Origin of the sequence: Occallatibacter sp., from assembly GCF_049582745.1 — a bacterium.
In the GTDB taxonomy this organism is placed as follows: domain Bacteria; phylum Acidobacteriota; class Terriglobia; order Terriglobales; family Acidobacteriaceae; genus Telmatobacter.
This window is the reverse complement of sequence record NZ_JBAUUO010000063.1, coordinates 103,956-125,433: the sequence shown is the minus strand read 5'-3', so window position 1 is coordinate 125,433 and position 21,478 is coordinate 103,956. Positions and strand designations below refer to the sequence as shown.

The 21,478-nt window shown below is 59.6% G+C and carries 22 protein-coding genes and 1 tRNA gene; 7 read left to right on the top strand and 16 right to left on the bottom strand.

Translation table 11 applies throughout. The annotated features are described in order from the left end of the window. Positions 1 to 29: 29 nt before the first annotated feature. Both WCA10_RS09915 and WCA10_RS09910 read right to left on the bottom strand, forming a co-directional pair. A complete protein-coding gene (locus WCA10_RS09915; RefSeq protein ID WP_472822349.1) occupies positions 30 to 647 on the bottom strand; it encodes an HD domain-containing protein in 618 nt (205 codons plus the stop codon). A 78-nt stretch (positions 648 to 725) separates the two neighbouring features. Then, a tRNA-Met gene (locus WCA10_RS09910) sits at positions 726 to 802 on the bottom strand. A gap of 179 nt (positions 803 to 981) precedes the next feature. On the opposite strand from WCA10_RS09910, the gene kdsB reads away from it, so the two are divergent. Both kdsB and WCA10_RS09900 read left to right on the top strand, forming a co-directional pair. Beyond that, positions 982 to 1,725, top strand: a complete 744-nt coding sequence (gene kdsB / locus WCA10_RS09905; protein ID WP_472822348.1) for a 3-deoxy-manno-octulosonate cytidylyltransferase — start codon at positions 982 to 984, stop codon at positions 1,723 to 1,725. A gap of 150 nt (positions 1,726 to 1,875) precedes the next feature. Beyond that, on the top strand, positions 1,876 to 2,958 hold the full coding sequence (locus tag WCA10_RS09900) for a bifunctional transcriptional activator/DNA repair enzyme AdaA (protein ID WP_472822347.1): 1,083 nt from the start codon (positions 1,876 to 1,878) through the stop codon (positions 2,956 to 2,958). A 148-nt stretch (positions 2,959 to 3,106) separates the two neighbouring features. On the opposite strand, the gene WCA10_RS09895 is transcribed toward WCA10_RS09900, so the two are convergent. After that, positions 3,107 to 3,856, bottom strand: coding sequence for an SDR family NAD(P)-dependent oxidoreductase (locus WCA10_RS09895; RefSeq protein ID WP_472822346.1), 750 nt, complete (start codon positions 3,854 to 3,856; stop codon positions 3,107 to 3,109). A gap of 113 nt (positions 3,857 to 3,969) precedes the next feature. Further along, entirely contained in the window at positions 3,970 to 4,326 is a 357-nt protein-coding gene (locus tag WCA10_RS09890; RefSeq protein ID WP_472822345.1) for an ArsR/SmtB family transcription factor, read from the bottom strand. A 138-nt stretch (positions 4,327 to 4,464) separates the two neighbouring features. On the opposite strand from WCA10_RS09890, the gene WCA10_RS09885 reads away from it, so the two are divergent. Then, positions 4,465 to 4,902 (top strand): cupin domain-containing protein, encoded by a 438-nt coding sequence (locus WCA10_RS09885; protein WP_472822344.1) that lies wholly within the window; start codon positions 4,465 to 4,467, stop codon positions 4,900 to 4,902. A gap of 37 nt (positions 4,903 to 4,939) precedes the next feature. On the opposite strand, the gene WCA10_RS09880 is transcribed toward WCA10_RS09885, so the two are convergent. Then, complete coding sequence (locus WCA10_RS09880; RefSeq protein WP_472822343.1) at positions 4,940 to 5,869, bottom strand: ArsR/SmtB family transcription factor; 930 nt, start codon at positions 5,867 to 5,869, stop codon at positions 4,940 to 4,942. Between the two features lie 53 nt (positions 5,870 to 5,922). Here WCA10_RS09880 and ahcY point away from each other — a divergent pair, with 53 nt between their 5' ends. Both ahcY and WCA10_RS09870 read left to right on the top strand, forming a co-directional pair. Further along, complete coding sequence (gene ahcY, locus WCA10_RS09875) at positions 5,923 to 7,359, top strand: adenosylhomocysteinase (protein WP_472822342.1); 1,437 nt, start codon at positions 5,923 to 5,925, stop codon at positions 7,357 to 7,359. Positions 7,360 to 7,479: 120 nt separating this feature from the next. Beyond that, a complete protein-coding gene (locus WCA10_RS09870; protein ID WP_472822341.1) occupies positions 7,480 to 8,373 on the top strand; it encodes a CPBP family intramembrane glutamic endopeptidase in 894 nt (297 codons plus the stop codon). On the opposite strand, the gene WCA10_RS09865 is transcribed toward WCA10_RS09870, so the two are convergent. From WCA10_RS09865 to ygfZ, 10 genes are all read right to left on the bottom strand, one after another. Next, the gene (locus WCA10_RS09865; protein ID WP_472822340.1) at positions 8,365 to 8,958 is read right to left on the bottom strand and encodes a hypothetical protein; all 594 of its coding nucleotides are present in this window, start codon (positions 8,956 to 8,958) and stop codon (positions 8,365 to 8,367) included. The genes WCA10_RS09870 and WCA10_RS09865 overlap by 9 nt on opposite strands. Positions 8,959 to 9,048: 90 nt before the next feature. Continuing rightward, positions 9,049 to 9,867, bottom strand: coding sequence for a glutaminyl-peptide cyclotransferase (locus tag WCA10_RS09860; RefSeq protein ID WP_472822339.1), 819 nt, complete (start codon positions 9,865 to 9,867; stop codon positions 9,049 to 9,051). Next, complete coding sequence (locus tag WCA10_RS09855; RefSeq protein ID WP_472822338.1) at positions 9,864 to 10,178, bottom strand: hypothetical protein; 315 nt, start codon at positions 10,176 to 10,178, stop codon at positions 9,864 to 9,866. Before WCA10_RS09855 ends, WCA10_RS09860 begins: the two co-directional genes overlap by 4 nt. Positions 10,179 to 10,219: 41 nt before the next feature. Further along, a complete protein-coding gene (locus WCA10_RS09850; protein WP_472822337.1) occupies positions 10,220 to 11,527 on the bottom strand; it encodes an NCS2 family permease in 1,308 nt (435 codons plus the stop codon). Between the two features lie 75 nt (positions 11,528 to 11,602). Next, positions 11,603 to 12,838, bottom strand: a complete 1,236-nt coding sequence (locus WCA10_RS09845; protein ID WP_472822336.1) for a cation:proton antiporter — start codon at positions 12,836 to 12,838, stop codon at positions 11,603 to 11,605. A 113-nt stretch (positions 12,839 to 12,951) separates the two neighbouring features. Continuing rightward, on the bottom strand, positions 12,952 to 13,941 hold the full coding sequence (gene hemB / locus WCA10_RS09840; protein WP_472822335.1) for a porphobilinogen synthase: 990 nt from the start codon (positions 13,939 to 13,941) through the stop codon (positions 12,952 to 12,954). A 27-nt stretch (positions 13,942 to 13,968) separates the two neighbouring features. Next, positions 13,969 to 14,970 carry a bifunctional riboflavin kinase/FAD synthetase gene (locus WCA10_RS09835; protein ID WP_472822334.1) on the bottom strand — a complete coding sequence of 334 codons (1,002 nt, stop codon included), beginning with the start codon at positions 14,968 to 14,970 and terminating at the stop codon, positions 13,969 to 13,971. Next, a complete protein-coding gene (locus WCA10_RS09830) occupies positions 14,967 to 15,773 on the bottom strand; it encodes an MBL fold metallo-hydrolase (protein WP_472822333.1) in 807 nt (268 codons plus the stop codon). Before WCA10_RS09830 ends, WCA10_RS09835 begins: the two co-directional genes overlap by 4 nt. A 5-nt stretch (positions 15,774 to 15,778) precedes the next feature. Next, complete coding sequence (locus WCA10_RS09825; RefSeq protein ID WP_472822332.1) at positions 15,779 to 16,390, bottom strand: DUF1844 domain-containing protein; 612 nt, start codon at positions 16,388 to 16,390, stop codon at positions 15,779 to 15,781. Between the two features lie 25 nt (positions 16,391 to 16,415). Further along, on the bottom strand, positions 16,416 to 17,513 hold the full coding sequence (gene ygfZ / locus WCA10_RS09820) for a CAF17-like 4Fe-4S cluster assembly/insertion protein YgfZ (RefSeq protein ID WP_472822331.1): 1,098 nt from the start codon (positions 17,511 to 17,513) through the stop codon (positions 16,416 to 16,418). Between the two features lie 129 nt (positions 17,514 to 17,642). Here ygfZ and WCA10_RS09815 point away from each other — a divergent pair, with 129 nt between their 5' ends. Beyond that, positions 17,643 to 19,358 carry a hypothetical protein gene (locus tag WCA10_RS09815; RefSeq protein WP_472822330.1) on the top strand — a complete coding sequence of 572 codons (1,716 nt, stop codon included), beginning with the start codon at positions 17,643 to 17,645 and terminating at the stop codon, positions 19,356 to 19,358. A gap of 72 nt (positions 19,359 to 19,430) precedes the next feature. Next, positions 19,431 to 20,363 (top strand): chitobiase/beta-hexosaminidase C-terminal domain-containing protein, encoded by a 933-nt coding sequence (locus WCA10_RS09810; RefSeq protein WP_472822329.1) that lies wholly within the window; start codon positions 19,431 to 19,433, stop codon positions 20,361 to 20,363. A 2-nt stretch (positions 20,364 to 20,365) separates the two neighbouring features. On the opposite strand, the gene WCA10_RS09805 is transcribed toward WCA10_RS09810, so the two are convergent. Further along, positions 20,366 to 21,433, bottom strand: a complete 1,068-nt coding sequence (locus WCA10_RS09805; RefSeq protein ID WP_472822328.1) for an AI-2E family transporter — start codon at positions 21,431 to 21,433, stop codon at positions 20,366 to 20,368. Positions 21,434 to 21,478: the final 45 nt, after the last annotated feature.

Below are 21,478 nucleotides of genomic sequence, written 5' to 3'. Positions count from 1 at the left end.
AAAACGTCGATCGGTTAACGAGATGCTGTCTACCTGGAAATACGCACCAGCTCGGCTACAACGCGATCGAGTTCCTCGACGATACGGTTGGTTCCCGCTGATTTGAAGACCTTTAGCAGCTCATTGAAGTACCAGAGCTGCTTGTCACGGCTGCGATGGAAACGGTCCCATACCTTGGGCCCAACGGCACGGAATTCGTCAAGGATGGTGCGCGCGTTGTACAGCTTGTCCGCCGCGGAGATGAGATGGGTTTCGGGCGATTCCTGAGGGAGGCGCTCAAGGTACGTCTTCTTGCGATAATCCCAGTCCTCCTTCTCGCAGGGGTCTTCGGTAAAGGTGTCGGAGAGGCCTTCAATCATGCGGGCGACTTCCGGTCCGAAGTTGCAGCGGATGTCTGCGATGCGGGTCTGGCCGCCGTGATCCTCGGCTGCATCATGCAGCAAGGCCGCGATGACCATGTCCTCGGTTACTGGGAACGGCACCTGGCCGGCTTCGCCCATCACCAGCGACGCCACGCCGAGCAAATGGGCCATGTAGGGAATGCGGGTAGCTTTGCGACGTTCGATATGGAGATGACGAGCGTAGTCAATGGCGCGGGAAAAGCGGTCAGTGAGGTGGAGTTGCTGGTCGATGTCGCGGGTTGCCATTGCTTCCCTTCTTCTGCGAAACGCCACAACGTGCCGTGGCCGGAACAAACTCGCCAGATCGCACAATGTAGTGGGTTTTGGTGGCGGGAGGCAGGATCGAACTGCCGACCTACGGGTTATGAATCCGTCGCTCTAACCATCTGAGCTACCCCGCCGGGAGGGACTTGCAGCCGGTTGGCTGCTCCACTCTAGATGATACGGGCGGTTGAATTTAAGGTCAAACCATTGCATGGGCGGCTGTGCCATCGGCGCCAATGGACTTTCGGCTTTCGAAGGTGCGGGTGCTTGAGCGACAAGGGGATGGAAACGGCGCGGTTCTTGTAGACTCGCGTGCATGAGCAAGTTACGGATCATGGGGGTGATTCCGGCGCGGCTTGGGTCGACCCGTCTGCCCCGCAAAGTGCTGCGCGAGCTGGCCGGCCGGGCGATGGTGGAGTGGGTATGGCGCGCGGCGGCCGGCAGCGGGCTGATGGACCCCGTAGTAGTGGCAACGGACTCCGACGAGGTGGCCGAAGTGTGCCTGGCCCGGGGGGTCCCGGTGGCGATGACATCTCCCAGCTGCGCCAGCGGGTCGGACCGCGTGCGCGAGGTGGCGCGGCAGATCGAAGCGGACATCTACGTCAACATCCAAGGCGATGAGCCGACGCTGACACCGGAGTTCTTTGCGCCGCTCATCGATTTGTTTCACCGGCCCGAGGTGCAGGTTGCGACCCTGGCGGTGCGCTGCCCGGCGATCGATATCCAGAACCCGAATGCAGTGAAGGTGGTAACAGCACTGGATGGCAAGGCGCTGTATTTTTCGCGAGCGACGATTCCGTACAATCGGGACCAGGGAGGATTTGCTGGATACCGCAAGCATCTGGGGATTTACGCGTATCGGAAGGCGGCGCTGGAAAAATTTGCAGAGCTGCCGCCGGGGTGGCTCGAATCTGTAGAGAAGCTGGAGCAGTTGCGGCTGCTGGAGGCGGGAATCGATATCTATGTGGCTGGCGCGCCGGCGGACACGATTGGCGTGGATACGGAGGAGGATCTGCTGCGGGCGGAAGCGGCGCTGATGAGCCGCGGGAGCGGCTCTTAGTTCGTAGTTCTTAGTTCGTAGTTGATATCCCTTGACGGCCAGCACCTGCTTTTCAACTCTGAACTTCGACTCTCGACTTTGAACTGCATTAATTGAATTGCGCGCAAGAATCGGAGTGTACGGAAATCGAACTTCGGCGACGATGAATCCATGAAGAACAAAGTTCAATTCGCAACTGTGGATCAGGCAGGGAAAGCATTCGACGACAACCAAGCGTGGCAGCAGCTTTGTGAGCGCGACGGCAGCGCGCGGTTTTTCTACGCAGTGGCAACGACCGGAGTTTTCTGCAGGCCCGACTGCAAGAGCCGTCGGCCTCTACGCTCGAATGTGCGTTTTTTCGAGACCACGGCGGCGGCGCAGGCTGCAGGATTCCGGCCCTGCAAGCGATGCCGCCCGAGCGCTCCGCGCCGTGATCCTTTGGATCAGATTCGTGCTCGTATAGAGGCCAATCTCGATCGTGCTGTGTCGCTCGCGGAACTGGGACGCATCGCGGGCATGAGCCCGTTCACGGTGCAGCGCGTGTTCAAGCAGAAGATGGGTGTGAGCCCGCTCCAGTATCAACGGTCGTTGCGTGCGGGAAGACTGCGCGGGGCATTGAAGCAGAACGGCCGCGTGACCGACGCGATCTACGAGGCCGGGTTTGGTTCGTCGAGCAGGGCGTATGAAGGAGCACAGTTGGGAATGACACCTGCGCGTTTTGCCAAGGGTGGGGAAGGCGAGCAAATAGGCTGGGCCTCCGGACCTTCTCCTTTTGGACGAATTGTTGTGGGCGCGACAGAGCGCGGCCTGTGCTGGCTGTCGCTGGCGGGTACAGCGGCAGAAGCCGAAGAAGATCTGCGCGCGGAGTTCCCTGCTGCCGAGCTGCGGCACGATCCGTCGCTCTCGCGGCTGGTGGACGCTGCGCTCGCGAGCGTACGCGACGGATCAGATCTTTCTGAGGGACGCGGTCTGCCCGGAGCACTTGACCTGCGGGGTACGGTATTTCAACTGCGGGTGTGGCAGGCACTTCGGCAGATTCCGCGGGGGGAGACACGGAGCTACAGCGAGGTTGCGCGGGAGATGGGTGAACCGAATGCAACACGGGCTGTCGCACGGGCATGCGCGATGAATCGCGTGGCGCTTGTGGTGCCGTGCCATCGCGTTGTGGGGGCAAGCGGGTCGTTGACCGGATATCGCTGGGGAGTGGAGCGGAAGAAGGCAATTCTGGACGCGGAGCGCGGCATCGCCGACTAAACACGGGTACCAGGATTTTTGCAAACCCGCCCATGACGCGATGAAACTGCGCCATAATTGCGGCACCCTCTTTCCTGGTGATCGATACAGCGTTCCCAGGTCTCAAAGTCGAGACCTGGGTGCCCAGCGAAGCGCTGATCGATGCTGATTACAGGCGGTTGCCGCCGGCGGCTTGAATGGCCTGGCCGTTTACCCAGACCGCATCGTCAGACGCCAGAAAAGCGGCGATGGTGGCAATGTCGCCGGGCTGACCGATGCGGCCAAGCGGCGTTTCGGCAATCACCTTCTGATGAAAATCGGATCCGATGAATCCGGCGGCGTGCACGCCTTCGGTTTCAACCATGCCGGGGTTGAGCGAGTTGACGCGAATCTTGCGCGGTCCCAACTCCTGCGCGAGAGCGAAGGTGGCTGAGTCCACTGCGCCCTTGGTGGCGCTGTAAACCGCCGCGGTGGGTACGCCACCGGCTGCTACCGATCCAATGTTAATGATGCTGCCGCCCTTCGGATCGAAGTTCTTGAGCGCCGCCTGCGTGGTCAAAAGCAGTCCCAGAACGTTGACGTTGAACTGTTTGTGGAAGTGCTCCGGGGTGACGGCTTCGATAGGCACGAAGTCATAGACGCCTGCATTGTTGACGAGGATGCTGATGGGGCCGAGCTGCTTTGTCACGGTTTCGATCAGCGGTCCGATTGTGTCGGGATTGGCTATATTTGCCTGCACCGCGATGGCCTTGCCGCCCGCCTGCTTGATTTCGTTGACAACCTTCTCCGCGCCGGCTTTGCTGCCGGAGTAGTTGACGGCTACCGCTGCGCCTTGCGCTGCAAGCTCGAGCGCGATGGCCGCGCCGATGCCCTTCGATGCTCCAGTTACCAATGCGATCTTGCCCTGAAGTTTGCTCATGATCTCTGCTCCTGCCTTCGCGTCATCATTTTGACGTTTCGACAACTATCGAATTGATTAACGGGCAAGCAGAAGGATTCAGGATGATTGTGAAAATTTCTTTTGCGAAGGTTTCAGCGGGTGGGGCAAGACGAGGGGCTGAGGGATTGGAGGTAAGCAGCAAGCGCCTCAAGAACTCCGGGCTTGATGGTGAGGTAAGCGAACTTACCTTCCCTGCGGACGTTGATAAGCCCACTGGTCTGCAGCTCTTTGATGTGATGGGAGAGCGTGGCCGCAGATATGGCGAGAGCGTCGCCGGCCATTGAGCAGGTCAGTGGACATTGGGCGCGGGCGATCTTTTCGAGCAGTTCGAAGCGCTTGGGATCAGACAGTGCCTTGAGGATCGCGGTGCGCTGAGTGTGGGTAAGGCGCGGGGGCCGAGCCGTTTCCTGGACTTTGATGGTGGTCCGAAGATCTTGTTTCACAGTCATGCCGTTTGACCCAGATATTGGATGGAATGGTATCGTGTCTCGCACCCGTTACAACCTTGTGACGCCCCTCGAGAACCGAGATGTGTCGGACTGTAACAGCAACAAATGCCCAAAGTGCATGAGGAAGAGGTTCGAACAATGAGCAAAGCGACGGAAGAAATCAGAATTGGGCAATTGGCCATACGATTTCTGCTTGAGGGTAAAGACTCGGGCGGCGCGTTGGCGATGTTTGAGTTCGACGTGGCCGCTGGAGGCAAGGTTCCAGTTGCGCACTCTCATGATGCCTATGAGGAGACAATTTACGGCCTTCATGGTGTGATGACTTTTACGGTAGATGAACAGCGCGAAGAGATTCATCCCGGTGAGATATTGTGCATCCCGCGCGGAGCGATTCACCGCTTTGATAACCTTCATCCGGAAACGGCAACATGCCTGGCAGTTTTGACACCGGGTATTCTCGGCCCAGAATATTTTCGCGAAATTGCGGCGGTAGTGAAGGCCCCAGCGGGAGGTCCGCCGAACCCGGCAGAGATTGGCGAGGTGATGCGGAGGCATGGGCTGACGCCGGCGCGATGAGTCAGCAGCGTGTCGCCTGGTTCTCAGCACCTACCCTTCAGGGTTTGTGCGCAACGGCGAGCATGGTCTGGAAGTGTGGCGGCTCGGATTCTTTTTGCACCACGGAAGTTTGAATCTTTGCGAATCCGGCGCGATGCAGCATCGATTCGAGTTCCGCCTCGCTGAAGCCGAGCCACTCGTCAGCGTACATTTCGCGCGCCTCTTCGAAGCGATGCTTTGCGAGATCGAGGATGGCGATGCGGCCGCCGGGACGCAGAATGCGGGCAGCCTCCGCGATAGCGTGCTGGGGATGAAGCGCATGATGCAGCGACTGCGAGAAGAAGACGAGATCAATGGCTTCATCTTCGATGGGCAGTTCCTCCATGTCACCTAAACGGTAGTCGATGTTCTTCACGTGATGGCGGCGCGCCTGCTCACGGGCAAATTCGATCATTTTCGCGGAGGAATCTACGGCGATGACCTTGGCGGCGTTTTGCGCGAGAAGAAGCGAGAAGCTTCCATCGCCAGCGCCGAGGTCGGCGATGACCATCGGAGGCATCAGGCGGAGCAGGGCTTCAGCGAGGCTCTTCCACGATTTGCCGGGAACGTAGTCTTTGCCGAGACGGCCGGCAACGCTGTCGAAGAAGGCGCGCATCTTGTCCTGGCGCTTCTTGACGACGCGGCGGGCGGTAGCGCGGTCGTGGACGGCTTCAGGAATTTCGCGCTCCGCACGGGTGAGCAGGTCAGCCAGCACGTCGTTTCCATTGCCGGTGGTCAGGCGATAGAGGCTGCTTTTGCCCGTGCGGCGGTCTTCAACCAGGCCAGCTTGCTTGAGTTGAGACAAGTGGGTGGAGATGGTGCTCTGGCCCATGACCAGGATTTCCTGCAACTCCGCAACGGAAAGCTCCTCGGCTTTTAAGAGCAATAGAATGCGGAGCCGGTTGGGGTCGGCTACAACGCGGAGGATTTTCACAATTGACGTGGCCATGGGTTTCTGGTACACATCAATATATCACGATGCGTCGATATAAGGAGAACTGAATGGCTTCCTCAACCCTGTCTTCAACTTTAGAGATGACCGAATACAAAGTGGCCGATCTTGCGCTGGCCGACTGGGGCCGCAAGGAAATTTCAATTGCCGAACACGAGATGCCGGGCCTGATGGCGATTCGCAACAAGTACTCGGCGGAAAAGCCGCTGAAGGGTGTCAGGATCACCGGCTCGCTGCACATGACCATTCAAACAGCGGTGCTGATTGAGACACTCGTTTCGCTCGGCGCGGAAGTTCGCTGGGCGAGTTGCAACATTTTTTCGACGCAGGATCACGCGGCGGCGGCGATCGCGGCGAGCGGCGTTCCGGTGTTCGCGTGGAAGGGCGAGAGCCTCGAGGATTACTGGGACTGCACCTACAAGGCGCTGAGCCACAAGGGCGGCAAGGGGCCGGAGATGGTGGTGGATGACGGCGGCGACGTGACGCTGCTGATTCACAAGGGCTATGAACTTGAGAACGGCGACAAGTGGGTCGATACACCTTCAGGTAATCACGAAGAGCAAGTGATCAAGGACCTGCTGAAGAAGGTTTACGCCGAAGACAAGCAGCACTGGCACAAGGTGGTGAAGGAGTGGCGCGGCGTTTCTGAAGAGACGACCACGGGCGTGCACCGGCTTTATCAAATGATGGAGAAGGGCAAGCTGCTGGTTCCGGCGATCAACGTGAACGATTCGGTGACGAAGAGCAAGTTCGACAACCTCTATGGCTGCCGTGAATCGCTCGCCGACGGAATCAAGCGCGCGACCGACGTGATGGTGGCGGGCAAGGTTGCGGTGGTTTGCGGCTATGGCGATGTCGGCAAGGGCTGCTCGCATTCGCTGCGCGGCATGGGAGCACGCGTGATTGTGACCGAAGTGGACCCGATCAATGCGCTACAGGCGGCGATGGAAGGCTTCGAAGTCACCACGATTGAAGACACGCTGGGACGCGGCGACATCTACGTCACCTGCACGGGCAACGTGGATATCATCACCCTGGACCACATGAAGAAGATGAAGGACCAGGCCATTGTGTGCAACATCGGGCACTTCGACAACGAGATCCAAGTCGATCTTCTCAATGCAGAAAAAGGCGTCGATAAGCTGAACATCAAGCCACAGGTGGACAAGTACCGCTTTCCCGACGGGCACGAAGTCTTCATGCTGGCCGAGGGTCGACTGGTGAACCTGGGCTGCGCGACGGGACACCCGAGCTTCGTAATGTCGAACAGCTTCGCCAACCAGACGCTGGCGCAGCTTGACCTCTGGAAGAACAAGGGCAGCTACAAGGTGAACGTGTATACGCTGCCGAAGAAGCTGGACGAGGAAGTAGCACGGCTGCATCTGGAAAAGATTGGCGTGAAGTTAACGACGCTCTCGAAGAAGCAGGCTGACTACATCGGGGTGCCAGTCGAAGGGCCGTACAAGCCCGAGTTCTACAGGTACTAGTCCGCAGTTCAGAGTTCGTAGATCAGAGTTTCGCAAGGACAGAGCCCAGAGAAATCTGGGCTCTATCTTTTTCGCGACAAAGATGGTGCCATTCGAAGCATTGTGCCGTAGCATGGCGGGATGAAACCGCTGGCCAAACAGATACTGACGTTTCTTTGCCTGGTGTTTTTGTTCAGTTCCCTTCCCTATTTTCTGATGATCCATGCGCATCACATTGGAGCAGGGGGTGGACTTGTTGTGCGACTGGTGATGTGGTGTCCGGCTGCGGCGGCGTTTTCGACTTGCGCACTATTGGGAATCGATACGCGGACGCTGGGCTGGAATTGGCCGGTGCGCTTTGAGGCACTTGGATATCTGCTGCCGTTGCTCTATGCGATACCGGTCTATGTTGTCGTCTGGATCGCCGTGCGCGGCTCTCTCGCTCCTGGAGGGTTCGAGAAAGGAGCGGCCGAGATGCTGAGCTTGCCTTCCTCGCCGCATCTTGCGGCGTTCGGTCTGATGATTCCGCTGCTGGCAACGTTGGGCGTGATCGGCAGCCTGGCGAATGCACTGGGCGAGGAAATCGGGTGGCGCGGATTTCTGCTGCCCCGGCTCACAGACCGGTTTGGATTCTCGATCGGCTGCGTTTTCAGCGGACTAATCTGGGCGGCGTGGCATTATCCGGGGCTGCTTTGGGCGGACTATAACGCCGGCACAAATCCAAAGTATGCGCTGGCGTGCTTCACCACGATGGTTGTGGCAATGGCGTTCATTATGGGCTGGCTTCGGTTGAAATCGGGGAGCTTGTGGCCATGTGCGATGCTGCACGCCAGCCACAATCTTTTTATCCAGGCGATTCTCGATCGGATCACTGCGCCGGCGGGGCGCGCTCTTTACTTCACAACCGAGTTCGGGTGCGGGCTGGCGCTCACGATTGGCGCGACGGCGGTGTATTTCTGGGGGCGGCGGGGCGAACTTCCAAAGGCTGTCGAGGGTACTGCACTGCAGCCAGTAGCGGCCGATCCCTCAGTGTGAATTGTTCTTTCCGAAAATGCGCTGCCAGGCACGCCACCCCATGCTTTGCATCAGCCGCGTTTGCTCGGCTTTCAACGCGGCATAAGAACGCCTTACGTAGATATCAAACTCCGGCGGCCAGCCAATGGTGGAGCGGCGCTCGGAGTAGTCCCCCTCAGCCCAGCGGGCCAGTACGGCCTTGTAGCCCACTACGTGGGTGACGAAATCGAGCAGGCACTGCGGCATGCGCTCCTCGATGATCAAGTGCGCCTTTTCGATGATGACCCGTTCGCGAATATCGTTCAACGGCATGAAGATGGTGGTCATCCAGAGCGTCCAGTCCTTCATCTCGGAGTCGAGAATGGGATCGCTCTTCTCCTTGCCCTGGCGCTTGAGCAGGGAGCGGTAGGCGATGTTGCCGGCTTCGGAGGCGACATAGAGCGGGCCGTAGAACTCATTGAGGCGCTTGTTGATCAGATCGAGCATGTCATGCCTGCGCGCCAGCATGTGGGTGCTGAATGTTGTGAGAAGATAGCCGCTCAGCGCCAATATGACGGTGAGAATGGCTGCGTTCTGCAGAATGGTTGGAACCGACAAGAGGTCCATGCGAAGCTGTTACCTCGCCGGAAAGTATACCGGGGAGTTCTGACGGCTTTCTGTGATTTCTGACAGACATGCAGACCGGGTCCGAATTGGCTATTTGGCGTGCCGGACGGGAACGAGTTTTGCTTTTTCAGGAACGAGGGCGATCTCGAAGATCTTTGGCCAGAGCTTGCCGGTGACGAAAAGGCGGTTGTGGGCGGCGTCGTAGGCGATTCCGTTGAGGACAGCTTCATCGCTGGAGAGCTGATCGCGGGGCATCAGGCCTTTGAGATCGATCCAACCGACCACGCGGCCCGTCGTCGGCGAGATGCGCGCGATGCGGTTGGCATGCCAGATATTGGCGTAGATTTCGCCATGGATGTATTCGAGTTCGTTGAGCTGGGTGACGGGCTTGCCGCGATCCGTGACTGTGATGCGGCGGACTTCCTTGAATGTCTCGGGATTGAAGAAGCGGAGGGTCGCTGTGCCGTCGCTGAGGATGAGCGATCTGGCATCGTGGGTCAGGCCCCAGCCTTCGCCCTGGTAGTGAAAGGTACGCAGAAGGCGGTAGGTGGCGCGATCGTAAACGAAGGCGATGTGGGCCTGCCAAGTGAGTTGGATCAGGGTATTCTTCCAGTCGGTGAGGCCTTCAGCGAAGTATTGGTCGGAAACCAGTTGCATGCGCTCGATGCGGCCGGTTTCGAGGTCCACTTCGCGCAGCGTGGATTGGCCCTTGATGCCGGTGCTCTCGAAGAGGTGGCCGTCGACGTATACGAGACCCTGGGTAAAGGCGTGCTGGTCGTGCGGGTAGGCTTGGACGATGTGGTAGTTGTCCGTTACTTGGGAAATTGCGAAGAAACTGCTGGAAAAAAGCAGTGCAAGCAGGATGAAAGAGCGGACTTGGGGGCGTGTATTGAGGCTTCGGCGTCTCATCGGCCTCCATGAAAAGGCCCAAATATTCGGGCTGACGCCACGAGCATCATCAGCACGCCGGCGCCGAACGGAAGCGCGTGTTGAACGTTGTGCAGATCAAAACTGCCCGCCCGAAAGATGAGCAGCCACGCGAGCTGGAGATTGAAAAAGCCCCATAGCACGTTGACCGTTGGCGAGGACAAGCCTTTACCAGGTGGCTTCGCAAAGGGAGTTTGGAAGGCGCGTCCGGACACTCCGTTGACAACGTGCGGGAGTGCGTTGGCGAGGAATGCTCCGCCGAAAAAATATGCCAGATAGGTGTACCAATGCATCGCAGCTCGCGCTCGTCCACTACAAGCTCTATAGTGCCATTTTAGCTTGCGCCGAGGTAGATGAAGCGGAGGGCGAAGAGCACGGCCAGGATATAGAGGAGCCAGTCCTGCTTGCGCCAGTTGCCGGTGGCGAGGTGGAGGACGGCCCACGCAATGATGCCGAAGCCTAGGCCGTTGGCGATGGAGTAAGTCAGCGGAATGAGGACGAGCGTAAGAAATGCCGGCACCGCGACCAGGGGTTCGTGCCAGCGAATTTCGGTGATGGTAGCGAGCATCATGGAACCGACAAGAATGAGCGCGGGCGCAGTTGCAGATGGGGGAACAACCCCGACGAAGGGGGCCGCGGCAACGGCGACGAGAAAGAGCAGACCGGTGACGATGGCGGTGACTCCGGAGCGGCCTCCCGCAGCGACACCGGCCGTGGATTCAACGTAGCTGGTGACTGTCGACGTGCCGGTCAGGGAGCCGAAGATAGTTGCAGTGGCGTCTGCAAAGAGGATGCGGTTCAGGCGGGGGATGGAATGATCGGCAGCGATGAGGCCGGCGCGCTTGGTGACGGCGACGAGCGTGCCGAGATTGTCGAAGAGATCGACGAAGAAGAAGACGAAGATGATTTCGAGCAGGCCCTTTGACAGGGCGCCGCGAATGTCGAGTTTGAAAGCTGTCTGCGTAAGTGCCTGGATGCCGCCGCCCTGGTTTGTCCAATGCACCAAGCCGAATCCCCAGGCAATGCTGGTAGTGACCAGCACACCGATCAGGATGGAGCCACGAACCTTCTTGATTTCAAGCGCAACCATGAGGGCGAGCCCGAAGAGCGCCAGCGCGGTGGTTGGGTTGCGGACGTTTCCGAGGCCGACGAAGGTGGCCGGATCGCTGACGACGAGGCCGGCGTTGCGAAATCCGATAAAGGCGATGAAAAGGCCGATGCCGCTGGCCACGGCTGCGTAGAGTTCATGGGGAATGGAACGGAGGATCATCTGACGAATGCCCGCTGCAGTGATCGCGAGGAAAACCATTCCCGAAAGAAACACCGCGCCGAGCGCCGTCTGCCACGGGATGTGCATCTTGAGGCAGACGGTGTAGGTAAAGTACGCGTTGAGACCCATGCCGGGCGCGAGGGCGATGGGATAGCGCGCGACGACACCCATGAGAATGGAACCGAACGCAGCGGAGAGACAGGTGGCAGCGGTGACGGCGGGCAGAGGTACGCCCGCGGCCGCAAGAATGGCGGGATTGACGAGCACGATGTAGGCCATCGTGAGAAACGTCGTTACACCCGCGAGGATCTCGGTGCGCCAGTTGGTTCCCAGATGATGGAATTCAAAATAGCGTTCAAGGAACTTGAGCATAGGTGGTCTTTTCAGGAAAGCACAGGGAGGGCGCAACGAAAAGGGATTTTGTAGCTGGTCGTGAAGACTGGCGGATCAGGCTGCCGCTTTTCTGCGATTCCATCGGCACAGGCACCAGTCCATGGATCCACCCTGAACGACGATGGAGAAGACGACCATTACGTAAGTGGCGCCAAGTATCCATGAACGGCCCAAGGCGAGCGGAACCGAAAGCGCAAGGGCGATGGAGAGACCTCCGCGAAGGCCGCCCCAGGTGAGTACGAAGATCGAGCTGCGATGTCCGCGCTGGATGAGGCGAATGAGTGCGAGCAGCCCGGCGACTGCTCCGAGGCGAACGGCATTGACGGAGAGAATGGCGGCGAGGCCAGCGAGGAACGCGGTTCCATTGAATGCAATGGCCATGGTTTCCATTCCCAGCAGCACAAAGAGGACCGAGTTCTGGACTTCGTCGATCAGTTCCCAAAAGCTGTCGATGTCGTGATGAGCGATTCGATTGGTGGGCTGGTGGCGATTGAAGTAGCGCAGGGCTATGCCGGCAACGACTGCTTCGAGTGGAGCGGAAAGGCTGAGGGAGTCAGCGATAACGTAGCCGCCGAGGGCGAGCGCGATGGTGAAGAGAATGTCGACCTTGTAGGCGTCGACGCGACGCATGAAATGCGAGGTGACCCAGGCGGCGCACGTGCCGAGGAGAACAGCGCCACCTGCCTTGGCGATCAGGGTTCCCGCAATGTACCAGGGCGTGGGCGCATGGCCATGAGCCACGTCCAGCAAGGTGAGAAAAAGAACTGCGCCGATGCCGTCGTTGAAGAGCGACTCGCCGGCAAGTTGGGCCTGGATGCCCTTGGGCACGCCCACGCGGCGAAGCATTTCAAGAACTGCGATGGGATCCGTTGGCGAGATGAGAGCGCCGAAGAGGAGGCATTGAATCCAGGGCAGATGAGCGCCGCTGAGAAGGAACATGAGTCCCGCCACGGCGAAGACAGAGATCACTGTACCTACGAGTGCGAGCGATGCAATGGTGAACTTTTCGCGCGCAAGCTGGTCCAGATCGAGGAGGAACGCGCCCGCGAAGAGAAGCAGCGGGAGCATGCCGTGGAGGATGATGCTTTCGAAGTCGATTTGACCTGCAAGATTAAATGCCCACTTCTGGGTATTGGGGGCGAGTCCGCCGATGCCGCCAAGACAGAGCGAGAGAACCACAGTCAGCAGCATCGTCCCCACCGTGAGCGGCAACTTCAGCCAGCGCGTGCTGATGAGGCCGAAGATGGCGGCGGTGGCGAAGAGTACGCTGAGGACTTCGAGAGTGGTCATCGGGCGGCCCGCAAAACGCTGGACTCATGGTAACGGACTGATGCGGAGGAGGCGCAGCTTGTTGTCGCGCAATTGTTGATTTGCGCCCTCCAGCATTGAGGATTTGCAGATTCCTAGAGCAGCTTTGCGGCGTCCTTGGCGAAGTAGGTGACGATGAAATCAGCGCCGGCGCGGCGAATGCCAATAAGCGATTCAATCATGGTGCGATCGCGCTCGAGCCAGCCTCTTTCAAACGCCGCCTGCAGCATGGAGTACTCACCGGAAACCTGGTAGGCGCCGATGGGTACATCGAAGTTCTCGCGCGCGGCATGCACCACGTCGAGATACGGCATGGCCGGCTTCATCAGGATCATGTCGGCGCCTTCTTCAAGGTCGAGGTCGATCTCGCGCATAGCCTCGCGCAGGTTGGCGCCGTCCATCTGGTAGCTGCGGCGGTCGCCGAATTGCGGCGCGGAGTCGGCTGCCTCGCGGAACGGACCGTAGAACGCGGAGGCAAATTTGGAGGCGTAGCTGAGGATCGGCGTATTGCTGTTGCCGTCGGCGTCGAGAGCTTCGCGAATCGCGGCAACGCGGCCGTCCATCATGTCGCTGGGGGCAACGATATCTGCGCCGGCACGGGCGAGACTTGCGCCGGTGCGCGCGAGCAGTTCAAGCGAAGGGTCGTTGTCGACGTCGTAGCCGCCATCCTTTGTCTGGATGACGACGCCGCAGTGACCGTGGCTGGTGTACTCGCAGAGGCAGACGTCGGCGATGAGAACGAGCTTTTTTGCTGCCGAGCTTTTCTTGATGGCGCGCAGGCCCTGCTGGACGATGCCGTTGTCGTCCCAGGCGCCGGTGGCTTTTTCATCCTTGGTGTCGGGAAGGCCGAAGAGCAGCAATCCGCCGATACCGAGGGCAGCGGCCTCCTCGGCTTCACGAACAGCCTGATCCACCGAGAGATTGAAGACGCCAGGCATGGAGCTGACCGGATTGCGCACGCCATCGCCGGGGCAGATGAAGAGCGGATAGATCAGGTCGCCGGGATTGAGCGTGGTCTCGCGAACCAAAGCGCGAAGCGACTCGGTGCGACGCAGGCGGCGCAGGCGCATTTCAGGAAAAGGCATGCACAAATTGTAAGCCAGCGCGGATTGCTAGCGGAGTGACGAATCCACTTGACGAAGCGCGGCGATCTTGAAATATCGCTTTGCGCGGGCGACGTCTTTGAATATCTGGGCTTTCAGAGCCTCGGTCGAGGGCCATTGCATTTCGCCACGCAGGCGGAGGAGGAACTCGAGATAGAGCGGTGTTTCATCGGTGAGGTCGACCTGCTCGAAGTTCAGAATATGCGTTTCGACACCGAATCCGACACCTTCGAAGGTGGGCCGGTTGCCGACATTTGTGACGGCGTCAAAGCATCGGTCGCCGATCGTCAGCCGCGAGACGTAGACACCGAATCCGGGCAGAAGCCCTTCATACGGTGCGAGGTTCACCGTCGGCACAAGGAGCTTCGTTCCCAAGCCGCGTCCTTTTGCCGGATGGGAATGCACGCCGAAGACGCGCCCCAGCATCCAACGTGCGCGGCGCACGTCGCCGCAGGTGATGAGGTTGCGTATGGCAGAGCTCGAGACTTCCATGCCGTGAACGCGCACGGCGGAATGCACCTCGACGGTGAATCCAGACTCCTTGCCGAATGCGCTAAGCTCATTTACGCCCGCTCTCGCACCATGACCGAATCGAAAGTTGCTGCCTTCGTGAATCCCGCGGACCTGCAACACGGCGACGAGAACATCGCGCACAAATTTCTCGGCTGTCATGTGCGAGAGAGCTTCATCGAAGTGCAACACAAGCATCGCATCGACTCCGGTCTCGGCCAGGAGACGCAATCTCTCCGGGAGGAAGGTGAGAAGCTTCGGCGCCTCTTTGGGATAGAGGAACCGCGCCGGGTGCGGATTGAACGTGATGGCAATGGAACGCATTCCGCGCGCCTCGGCCTCTGCTGCCACGGTCCTCAATATTTGCCGGTGACCGCGATGCACGCCATCGAAGTTGCCGATGGCCGCGATGGACGGGCCGAAGTCCCGGGGCACCTCGTCGAGCGAGTGGAAGACGCGGGCAGCCTCGCCCGAATTTTTTTTGACTGGCGCGGGAGTCATGCGTTCGCGCCTTCCAGCTCAATGGGAAAGCTCAGGCCGTCATAGGCCATGCGAATGTTATCCGGCAGCCTGGCATTTGTTTCTTCATGGCCGAGCTCATGTGCAATGTGCGTCAGCCAGGTATGTTTCGCGCCGATGCGCCGCGCCCACTCCACCGCCTGCTCCACCGTGGCGTGGCTGGGATGCGGTTTGTGGCGGAGGGCCGAGAGCACCACGTGGTCCAGCCCTTCGAGCAACGCAAAGCTCTCGTCGGGAATTGCGCTTACGTCGGTGAGATAAGCCACTCGGCCGAAGCGAAATCCGCAAATCCACTGTTCCCCGTGCAGCACCGGCACGCGTTTGAAGTCCACGCCGAAGACGCACACGCGTTCGTTCAGCGGCTCAATATGGACTCGAGGTCGATTCGGATAAGTCGCCTTCGGAGAGAAGGTGTAATCGTAGATGCGGCGCAGCGTCTCTTCGGTCTCGGGCGAGGCGTAGAGCGGAATCTGTCCGCCCTCGCGAAAAACAGCGAAACTCAGAGGCCGCAGATCATCGAGGCCGAAGATGTGGTCGGCATGGCCGTGCGTGTAGAAGACCGCATCCACGCGGGTGAGTTTGTTGCGAAGGGCCTGCTCGCGAAAGTCTGGACCGGTGTCGATCAGCACCACGCGATCGCGCGTTCCGTCGTTCCATTGCAAGAGCACCGAGGGCCGCAGGCGCCGGTCGCGCGGATCGGGCGACGTACACACTGCGCAGCCGCACCCCAGCGTGGGAACTCCCATAGAAGTCCCGGTGCCCAGAAATGTCAGCCGGCCTTCCATTTCCGCTAATGTTTTTCCGGTTTAGGGGGAGGAGGAGCCTGCACGCCCTGCAGCGAGATCATCTTGGTCAGCTCGAGGAAGGTCATGCGTAGTTCAAATAGAACCGTCTCGAGCATGCGGGTTTCGGTGGGCGTCAGATTTCCCTTCGTTTTCTCTTCGAGAACGCCAAGCAAGTCGATGCTCTGGCGCGCGCCGATAATGTCGACGCGCGGACGCTGGCCTTCGGGAGTAGCGGCGCCCATCTGCATCAGCGAAGAGAGATAGAGCTGCTGCACCAGGTGTTCGAACCTGATCGGCGGCTGCGCTCCCATGGTTGGATTCTGCGCACGCAGAAGGTCTTCGACGCGCTGTGCTGAAGCTTCATAGGCCGTCGCCTGCTCGCGCTTCTCTTCAACGGTCGGCGGCGGCGGCATCTCTCCGCCAAATTCTTCCTCGGCCAACGGCGCTTCCGTTGCGGGCGCCTCATCCTTCTCGGTTTCCACCAGATGCGGACCTGCCGACTTCGTTTCAGGCTCGGCGGCGGGTTCCGCGGTGCCCGGACGCGAAGAGCCTTCCTGCTCCTCTTCCTTCTTGATCTTGCGGCGATCGATCACTTCAAATTTTGGCGTGTCGCTCATAGTCCCACTTTCCAGTCAATCTCGATCATAAAGCCGGCGGCTTATCCAGGATCTTCGCCGTGCCGGCAGTTGAGCCGGCTACGTAGGTCAGCGGCTGGTTCTTTATTTCGGCCTCGCTTCGTACCATGCCCAGGGCAAGACGGCGGATGCTGCCACGGAGCGCAAGCTCAGCGGTGCTCGTCATCGCTCCGACGGGCGCGCCCTCGAGGAGCAGTTCCGCTCCGGCGCTGGCCATTGGACCGTCGAGTTCGAACTGCCGCAGGTGACGGTGCACGTTGCCGCGCGAGCGGATGCGCTCAACAATCTCCTGGCCGAGGTAGCATCCCTTGCTGAAGTGCAAGGCGCGCGTCTGCGAGGTTTCCTGCGGCAAGTCACGCTCGGCTAGATCGATACCGTAAACCGGAATTCCCTCCGCTATACGGAACGCTTCGAGCGCAGCCGTTCCGACCGGGGTTGCGCCTGCGGTCGAAAGGGCCCGCCACAGCAGCGTCAGTCCCGCGAGCGGTGTTGCAATCTCAAAGTGACCAGCGAGAGTGCCGTAGTTCCGGTAGATCTTCAAATCCAGCCCGTTCCACTCCACGCGCTCCCAGGTCATCGGCTCGGCCGGGACAGCCAGCCCCATGCGCGCCAATACCTCGTGCCCCTGCGGTCCGGTCAGGCCCACCGTCGTTTCCGCCGTGGCGTCGTGTGCGATCAGTTCCACGTCATCCATGATGATGAAGCGATCGAGGTGGGCCATCAATTTCTCATACTGGTCGGTCGCCATCGCTATTTCGAGCGCATCGCCCTCGCGCCAGACCGTGAGGTCTCCCTGGATGCGACCCTGTGCGTTGAGCACCAGGTTCCAGGCTCCGCCATTCGCGGGCAGATCGTTCACGGTATTGGTCACCATTCCGCTCAACCACCGGAAGCGATCGTCGCCCCGGATACTGACACGGCGCATCCAACCAAGGTCGTGCGCAGCAGCGGCGCAGGCCAGTGCCTCTATTTCCCGGGCTGGCGCGTCAAATTCACGTGGGGTAAGCGCACCGCGAAATTCAGACATTCCAGGCGCATTGGCGATCAGAGCGAGTTGTGCGGCAAGCGGTGTTTGCAGAACGGTTACGGCGAGGTTTTCGGTCATAGGGGCGCGTTTCACGAGCACAGGGCGCATTTCTGACGAAATCTCGCGCTACAGTGCATCCTGATTATAGCCTTCAGATTAGATGCTGGACTCGGCCGCACGACTGCCCCCAAAACCAAAGGAGAGAGAATGAGCAAGAACCACCAAATCAGCAGGATAGGCCGTGGAATCTTGAGTTTCGCTGCAGTCTTCTGCATGGCGGCGGCGGCGGCCCAGGCACCCGTGGCTCATGCCCAGCCGGGCACTCAATCTCCCTCAGCACCTCATGCGAAACCAGATGCGCAAGTACCAGGCAACACCAAGCCAGGATCTGCGGAGGGCGGCGAAACGCACATTACCCCGGATCAGGCCAAGGAACTCTTCGGCCTGGTGGATCAACTGCTCAAGTTCTCCTCACAGGAGACGGGGTTGCCGATCAAGAGCGACATCAAACGCCAGATGACCACGCGCGCGGAGGTGGAAAAGTATTTCGTCGAAAAGTTCAACGACGACGAGGACGCCAAGCGCATGCAGCGCAGCGAAATCGTCCTGAAGAAGTTCGGACTGCTTGATCATGATTTCGACCTCAAACCTTTCCTTCTGATATTGCTCAAGGAGCAGATCGAGGCCTATTACGATCCAAAAACGAAGACGGTGAACATGCTCGACTGGATCGCGGTGGACGACCAGAAACCAGTGCTCGCTCACGAACTCACCCACGCCTTGCAGGACCAGCATCTGGATCTGGAGAAATGGAGCGACCAGACACCTCCCGATGTCTCCCACACCGCGTCGGAGGACAGCGATCATCTTGCCAAGGACGAGTTTGATACGGCACGGGATGCGGTGACCGAGGGGCAAGCCACGGTTGTAATGTTCGATGAACTCCTCAAGCCCAAGGGGATGAGCATTATCAAAGACCCTGAAGTTGTCGAGAGCATCAAGCAGGATATGGCAAGTTCAGAGAACTCGCCGGTAATGGCCCGCGCGCCGCTGCTCCTCTTTGAATCCATGCTTTTCCCTTATCGCGAAGGACTGAGCTTCGAGCAGGATCTGTGGATGGACCGCGGACAGGCAGCGGCGTTCACCGGCGCGCTCGACCGTCCACCGTCGTCCACGTGGGAAATCATGAACCCCCGCGAATACGAAATGGGACATGTCCCAGCGATTCCCTATCTGCCTGATATTCATCCACTTGTTGATGCAACGTATCGCCCTTACGATATCGGCCAGGTTGGACAGCTCGACGTGCACATCCTGACCGGGCTTTTTGGGGGCGATAGCGCCGCTCGCGACCTTACCCCAGCATGGGATGGCGGAATCTACTGGGCGGGGCAAAGGCTCAGCGCCACGACGCCGGAGCAGCAGGCCAGCACTAAATCCATCTCGCTTTTCTACCTGTCAGTCTGGAAGAACGAAGCCTCCGCACGGGCCTTCGCCCACCTGTATAGCGATGAACTGGGACGTAAGTACTCCGGGCTCAAGCTCGACAAAGCCGCATCCAGTGCGTCCGGTGAAGCCGACGGAGCCGTGGAGCAGGTATACAGCACCGATGAAGGACCGGTCGTTATCACGCGCCAGGGGAAGATGGTGTTTGTCTCTGAAAGCTTCGACCTGCCCGTGGCACGCAAGCTCGCCACCCTCATTCTGGGATCGCAAGGCAGCGGACCGCTCCAATCAGCATTTGCACGCCGACCGGGCATTTTGCCTGGGACCCCCGAGTTGGCCACCGGAAGTGTCCCGCGCGAGACCTTGACGGAGCCGGTGGTGCATTTCCTGTCGAATTGCGGTGTGATGAAAGCGGCGGTCGATGCTGCACTCCGGGCCGCGAATCCCGTGGTGCAGGTTCCTTTGGGTCAGAAGTAACTGCAGATTAGGCTTGAAATCGGGGTTCAACTCTGCTGTTCTGTCATTGAACCCCCTCATCGGAGGATGTGTATGAAAGTACTTCCTCTTTTTGCCTTGTGCGCATTTGCGTTCGCGCGTGCCGCGTTCGGGCAAGCCTTTGGAGAATCGATCCAGCTCAGCCAGCCCGCGCTTCACAAAACCGGCGCGGCCGCCACGGTGCCTGCCAGCCCGCTGAATTCGCGCTCCGGCATGCCGCAGCAGAGCGGCGTGCAGGTGGTCAACGACATGTATCGGGGCCTGCCCGATTGCCATTGCGCTCAGCCGCCTATGTTTTTGCCCAGCCCGAGAGAGATTCCCGCCGGTACGCCGGTCATCCTCTCCAGCCCCAGCCCCAACGCGGTGATCTACTACACCATCGATGGCTGGACACCGACGGAGTCGTCGACACAATACAGAGATCCCATCGTCGTCAATGCACCGATGCGTATCCAGGCCTTCGCCCAGGAGCCCGGCAAAGCCCCCAGCCCCGTTGTGGCTGCATCGTACACCGTCAGCGGACCAGCCATGCCGCTTCCTGTGAATGCAGACGTCTCCGGTTCGACGGTGACCAAGGGTACCCTGCTTCGGATGCAGACCGGAAACCGTGTCTCCTCAGAGACAGCAAACCCTGGCGACCACTTCTACCTGTTGCTCGACGAGAATCTTGTGGTCAGCGGAAAGGTCGTCGCTCCCCGCGGGATGTCGGTCGAAGCCGTCATCACCTCGGTCCAGCATGCCGGGCAGAACGGACGATCCGGGGTCATCGCCTTCCACCTGACAGACCTCAGCGCACACGGAGTGACGATTCCGCTGAGCGGATCGTTCACGCTGGTCGCGCCCGATATCGGTTCGCAACTGAATCACATATCGGATACAAGCATGGTGCACGTGGCCGGTCCTTTGCCCCCCGGCAACGAAGCAAAGATCGAGCCGGGTATGACGCTCACCGCGTCGGTTGCTGCCGATGTGGCGATGACGCCATAGCTCTAAGGCGGTCCTTCTTCCCTCGCCTTGGCGACGACCTCCTTTACTTCCTTCTGCACCAGGTACTCGTCGATCAACACCGATACCAGTACCGCGGTAGGAACGGAGACGATTGCGCCGAGGACTCCGCCAAGATCCGAGCCAATCAGCAACGCCACCAGGATCGACAATCCCGGCAGCCCCACCCGCGATCCCATAATGCGCGGCACCAGGAACGAGTTCTCCACCTGAACCCAGATGAAGTAGAAGATCGCAATACCGAGCACGCGCGTCCAGGAGTCAATGGCTGCGACCATCAGTGCCAGCGCAATGCTGACCGCGGCGCCCACGACGGGAATGATATTCAGCAGGCCGGTCAGAACGCCGAGAGCGTAGGCGTAGCGCACGTGAAGCTCGACGTACACGATGGTGCTGGTCAGGCCGAGAATCAGCATCAGGCTTCCCTGCCCCAGCAGCCATTGCCCCATACGCACTTCGGCGCGCTGCATTGCGGCGTCGAGCCTTGCCCGCTTCTGCGCCGGAAAAAAGGAAAGCGCCCATCGATATGCAACGTCGCCTTCCAGAATGAAATACACCGTCAGGATCAGACCCATCGCGATACCGAAGATCGCGCCCGCCCAGTTCTTGATTGAAAGCAGCAGGTAGGTGGCGGCATTGCTGATGAAATCCTGGACCTTTGTGCTGATCTCGTCGGTGTTGACCTGATCGGCAAACGGAATCCGCTTCAGCTTGTCGAGAAAAGCCGGCAATCGCGCTGGCATCTCGAGCGTGAACTCGTGGAGGTCGCGAATGACAGGGGGAAACGCGAGAAATCCAAACGCCGTCAGAGCGCCTGCCACGGCCAGCAATAGGATGAGGATGGCACGCCCCTTGAAGGGCCGCCAGCGTCCCACCTTGAAGCGGGATGTGGCGCGCACCACCGGCGTGAGAACCACCGCGGCCAGCGCGCTCACGTAAAGCAGAAGCAGCACGTTCCGCAACAGCCATGCCACGTAGCAGGCGACAGCCAATCCGAACGCAAATGCGATATCGCCGCGGAGGTCGCGGCTTCTGCCCTCGGCTTGATTCATGTCTGCATTTGATTCGCGCCTGATGGAAAGCCCCTTCCGCTCTGT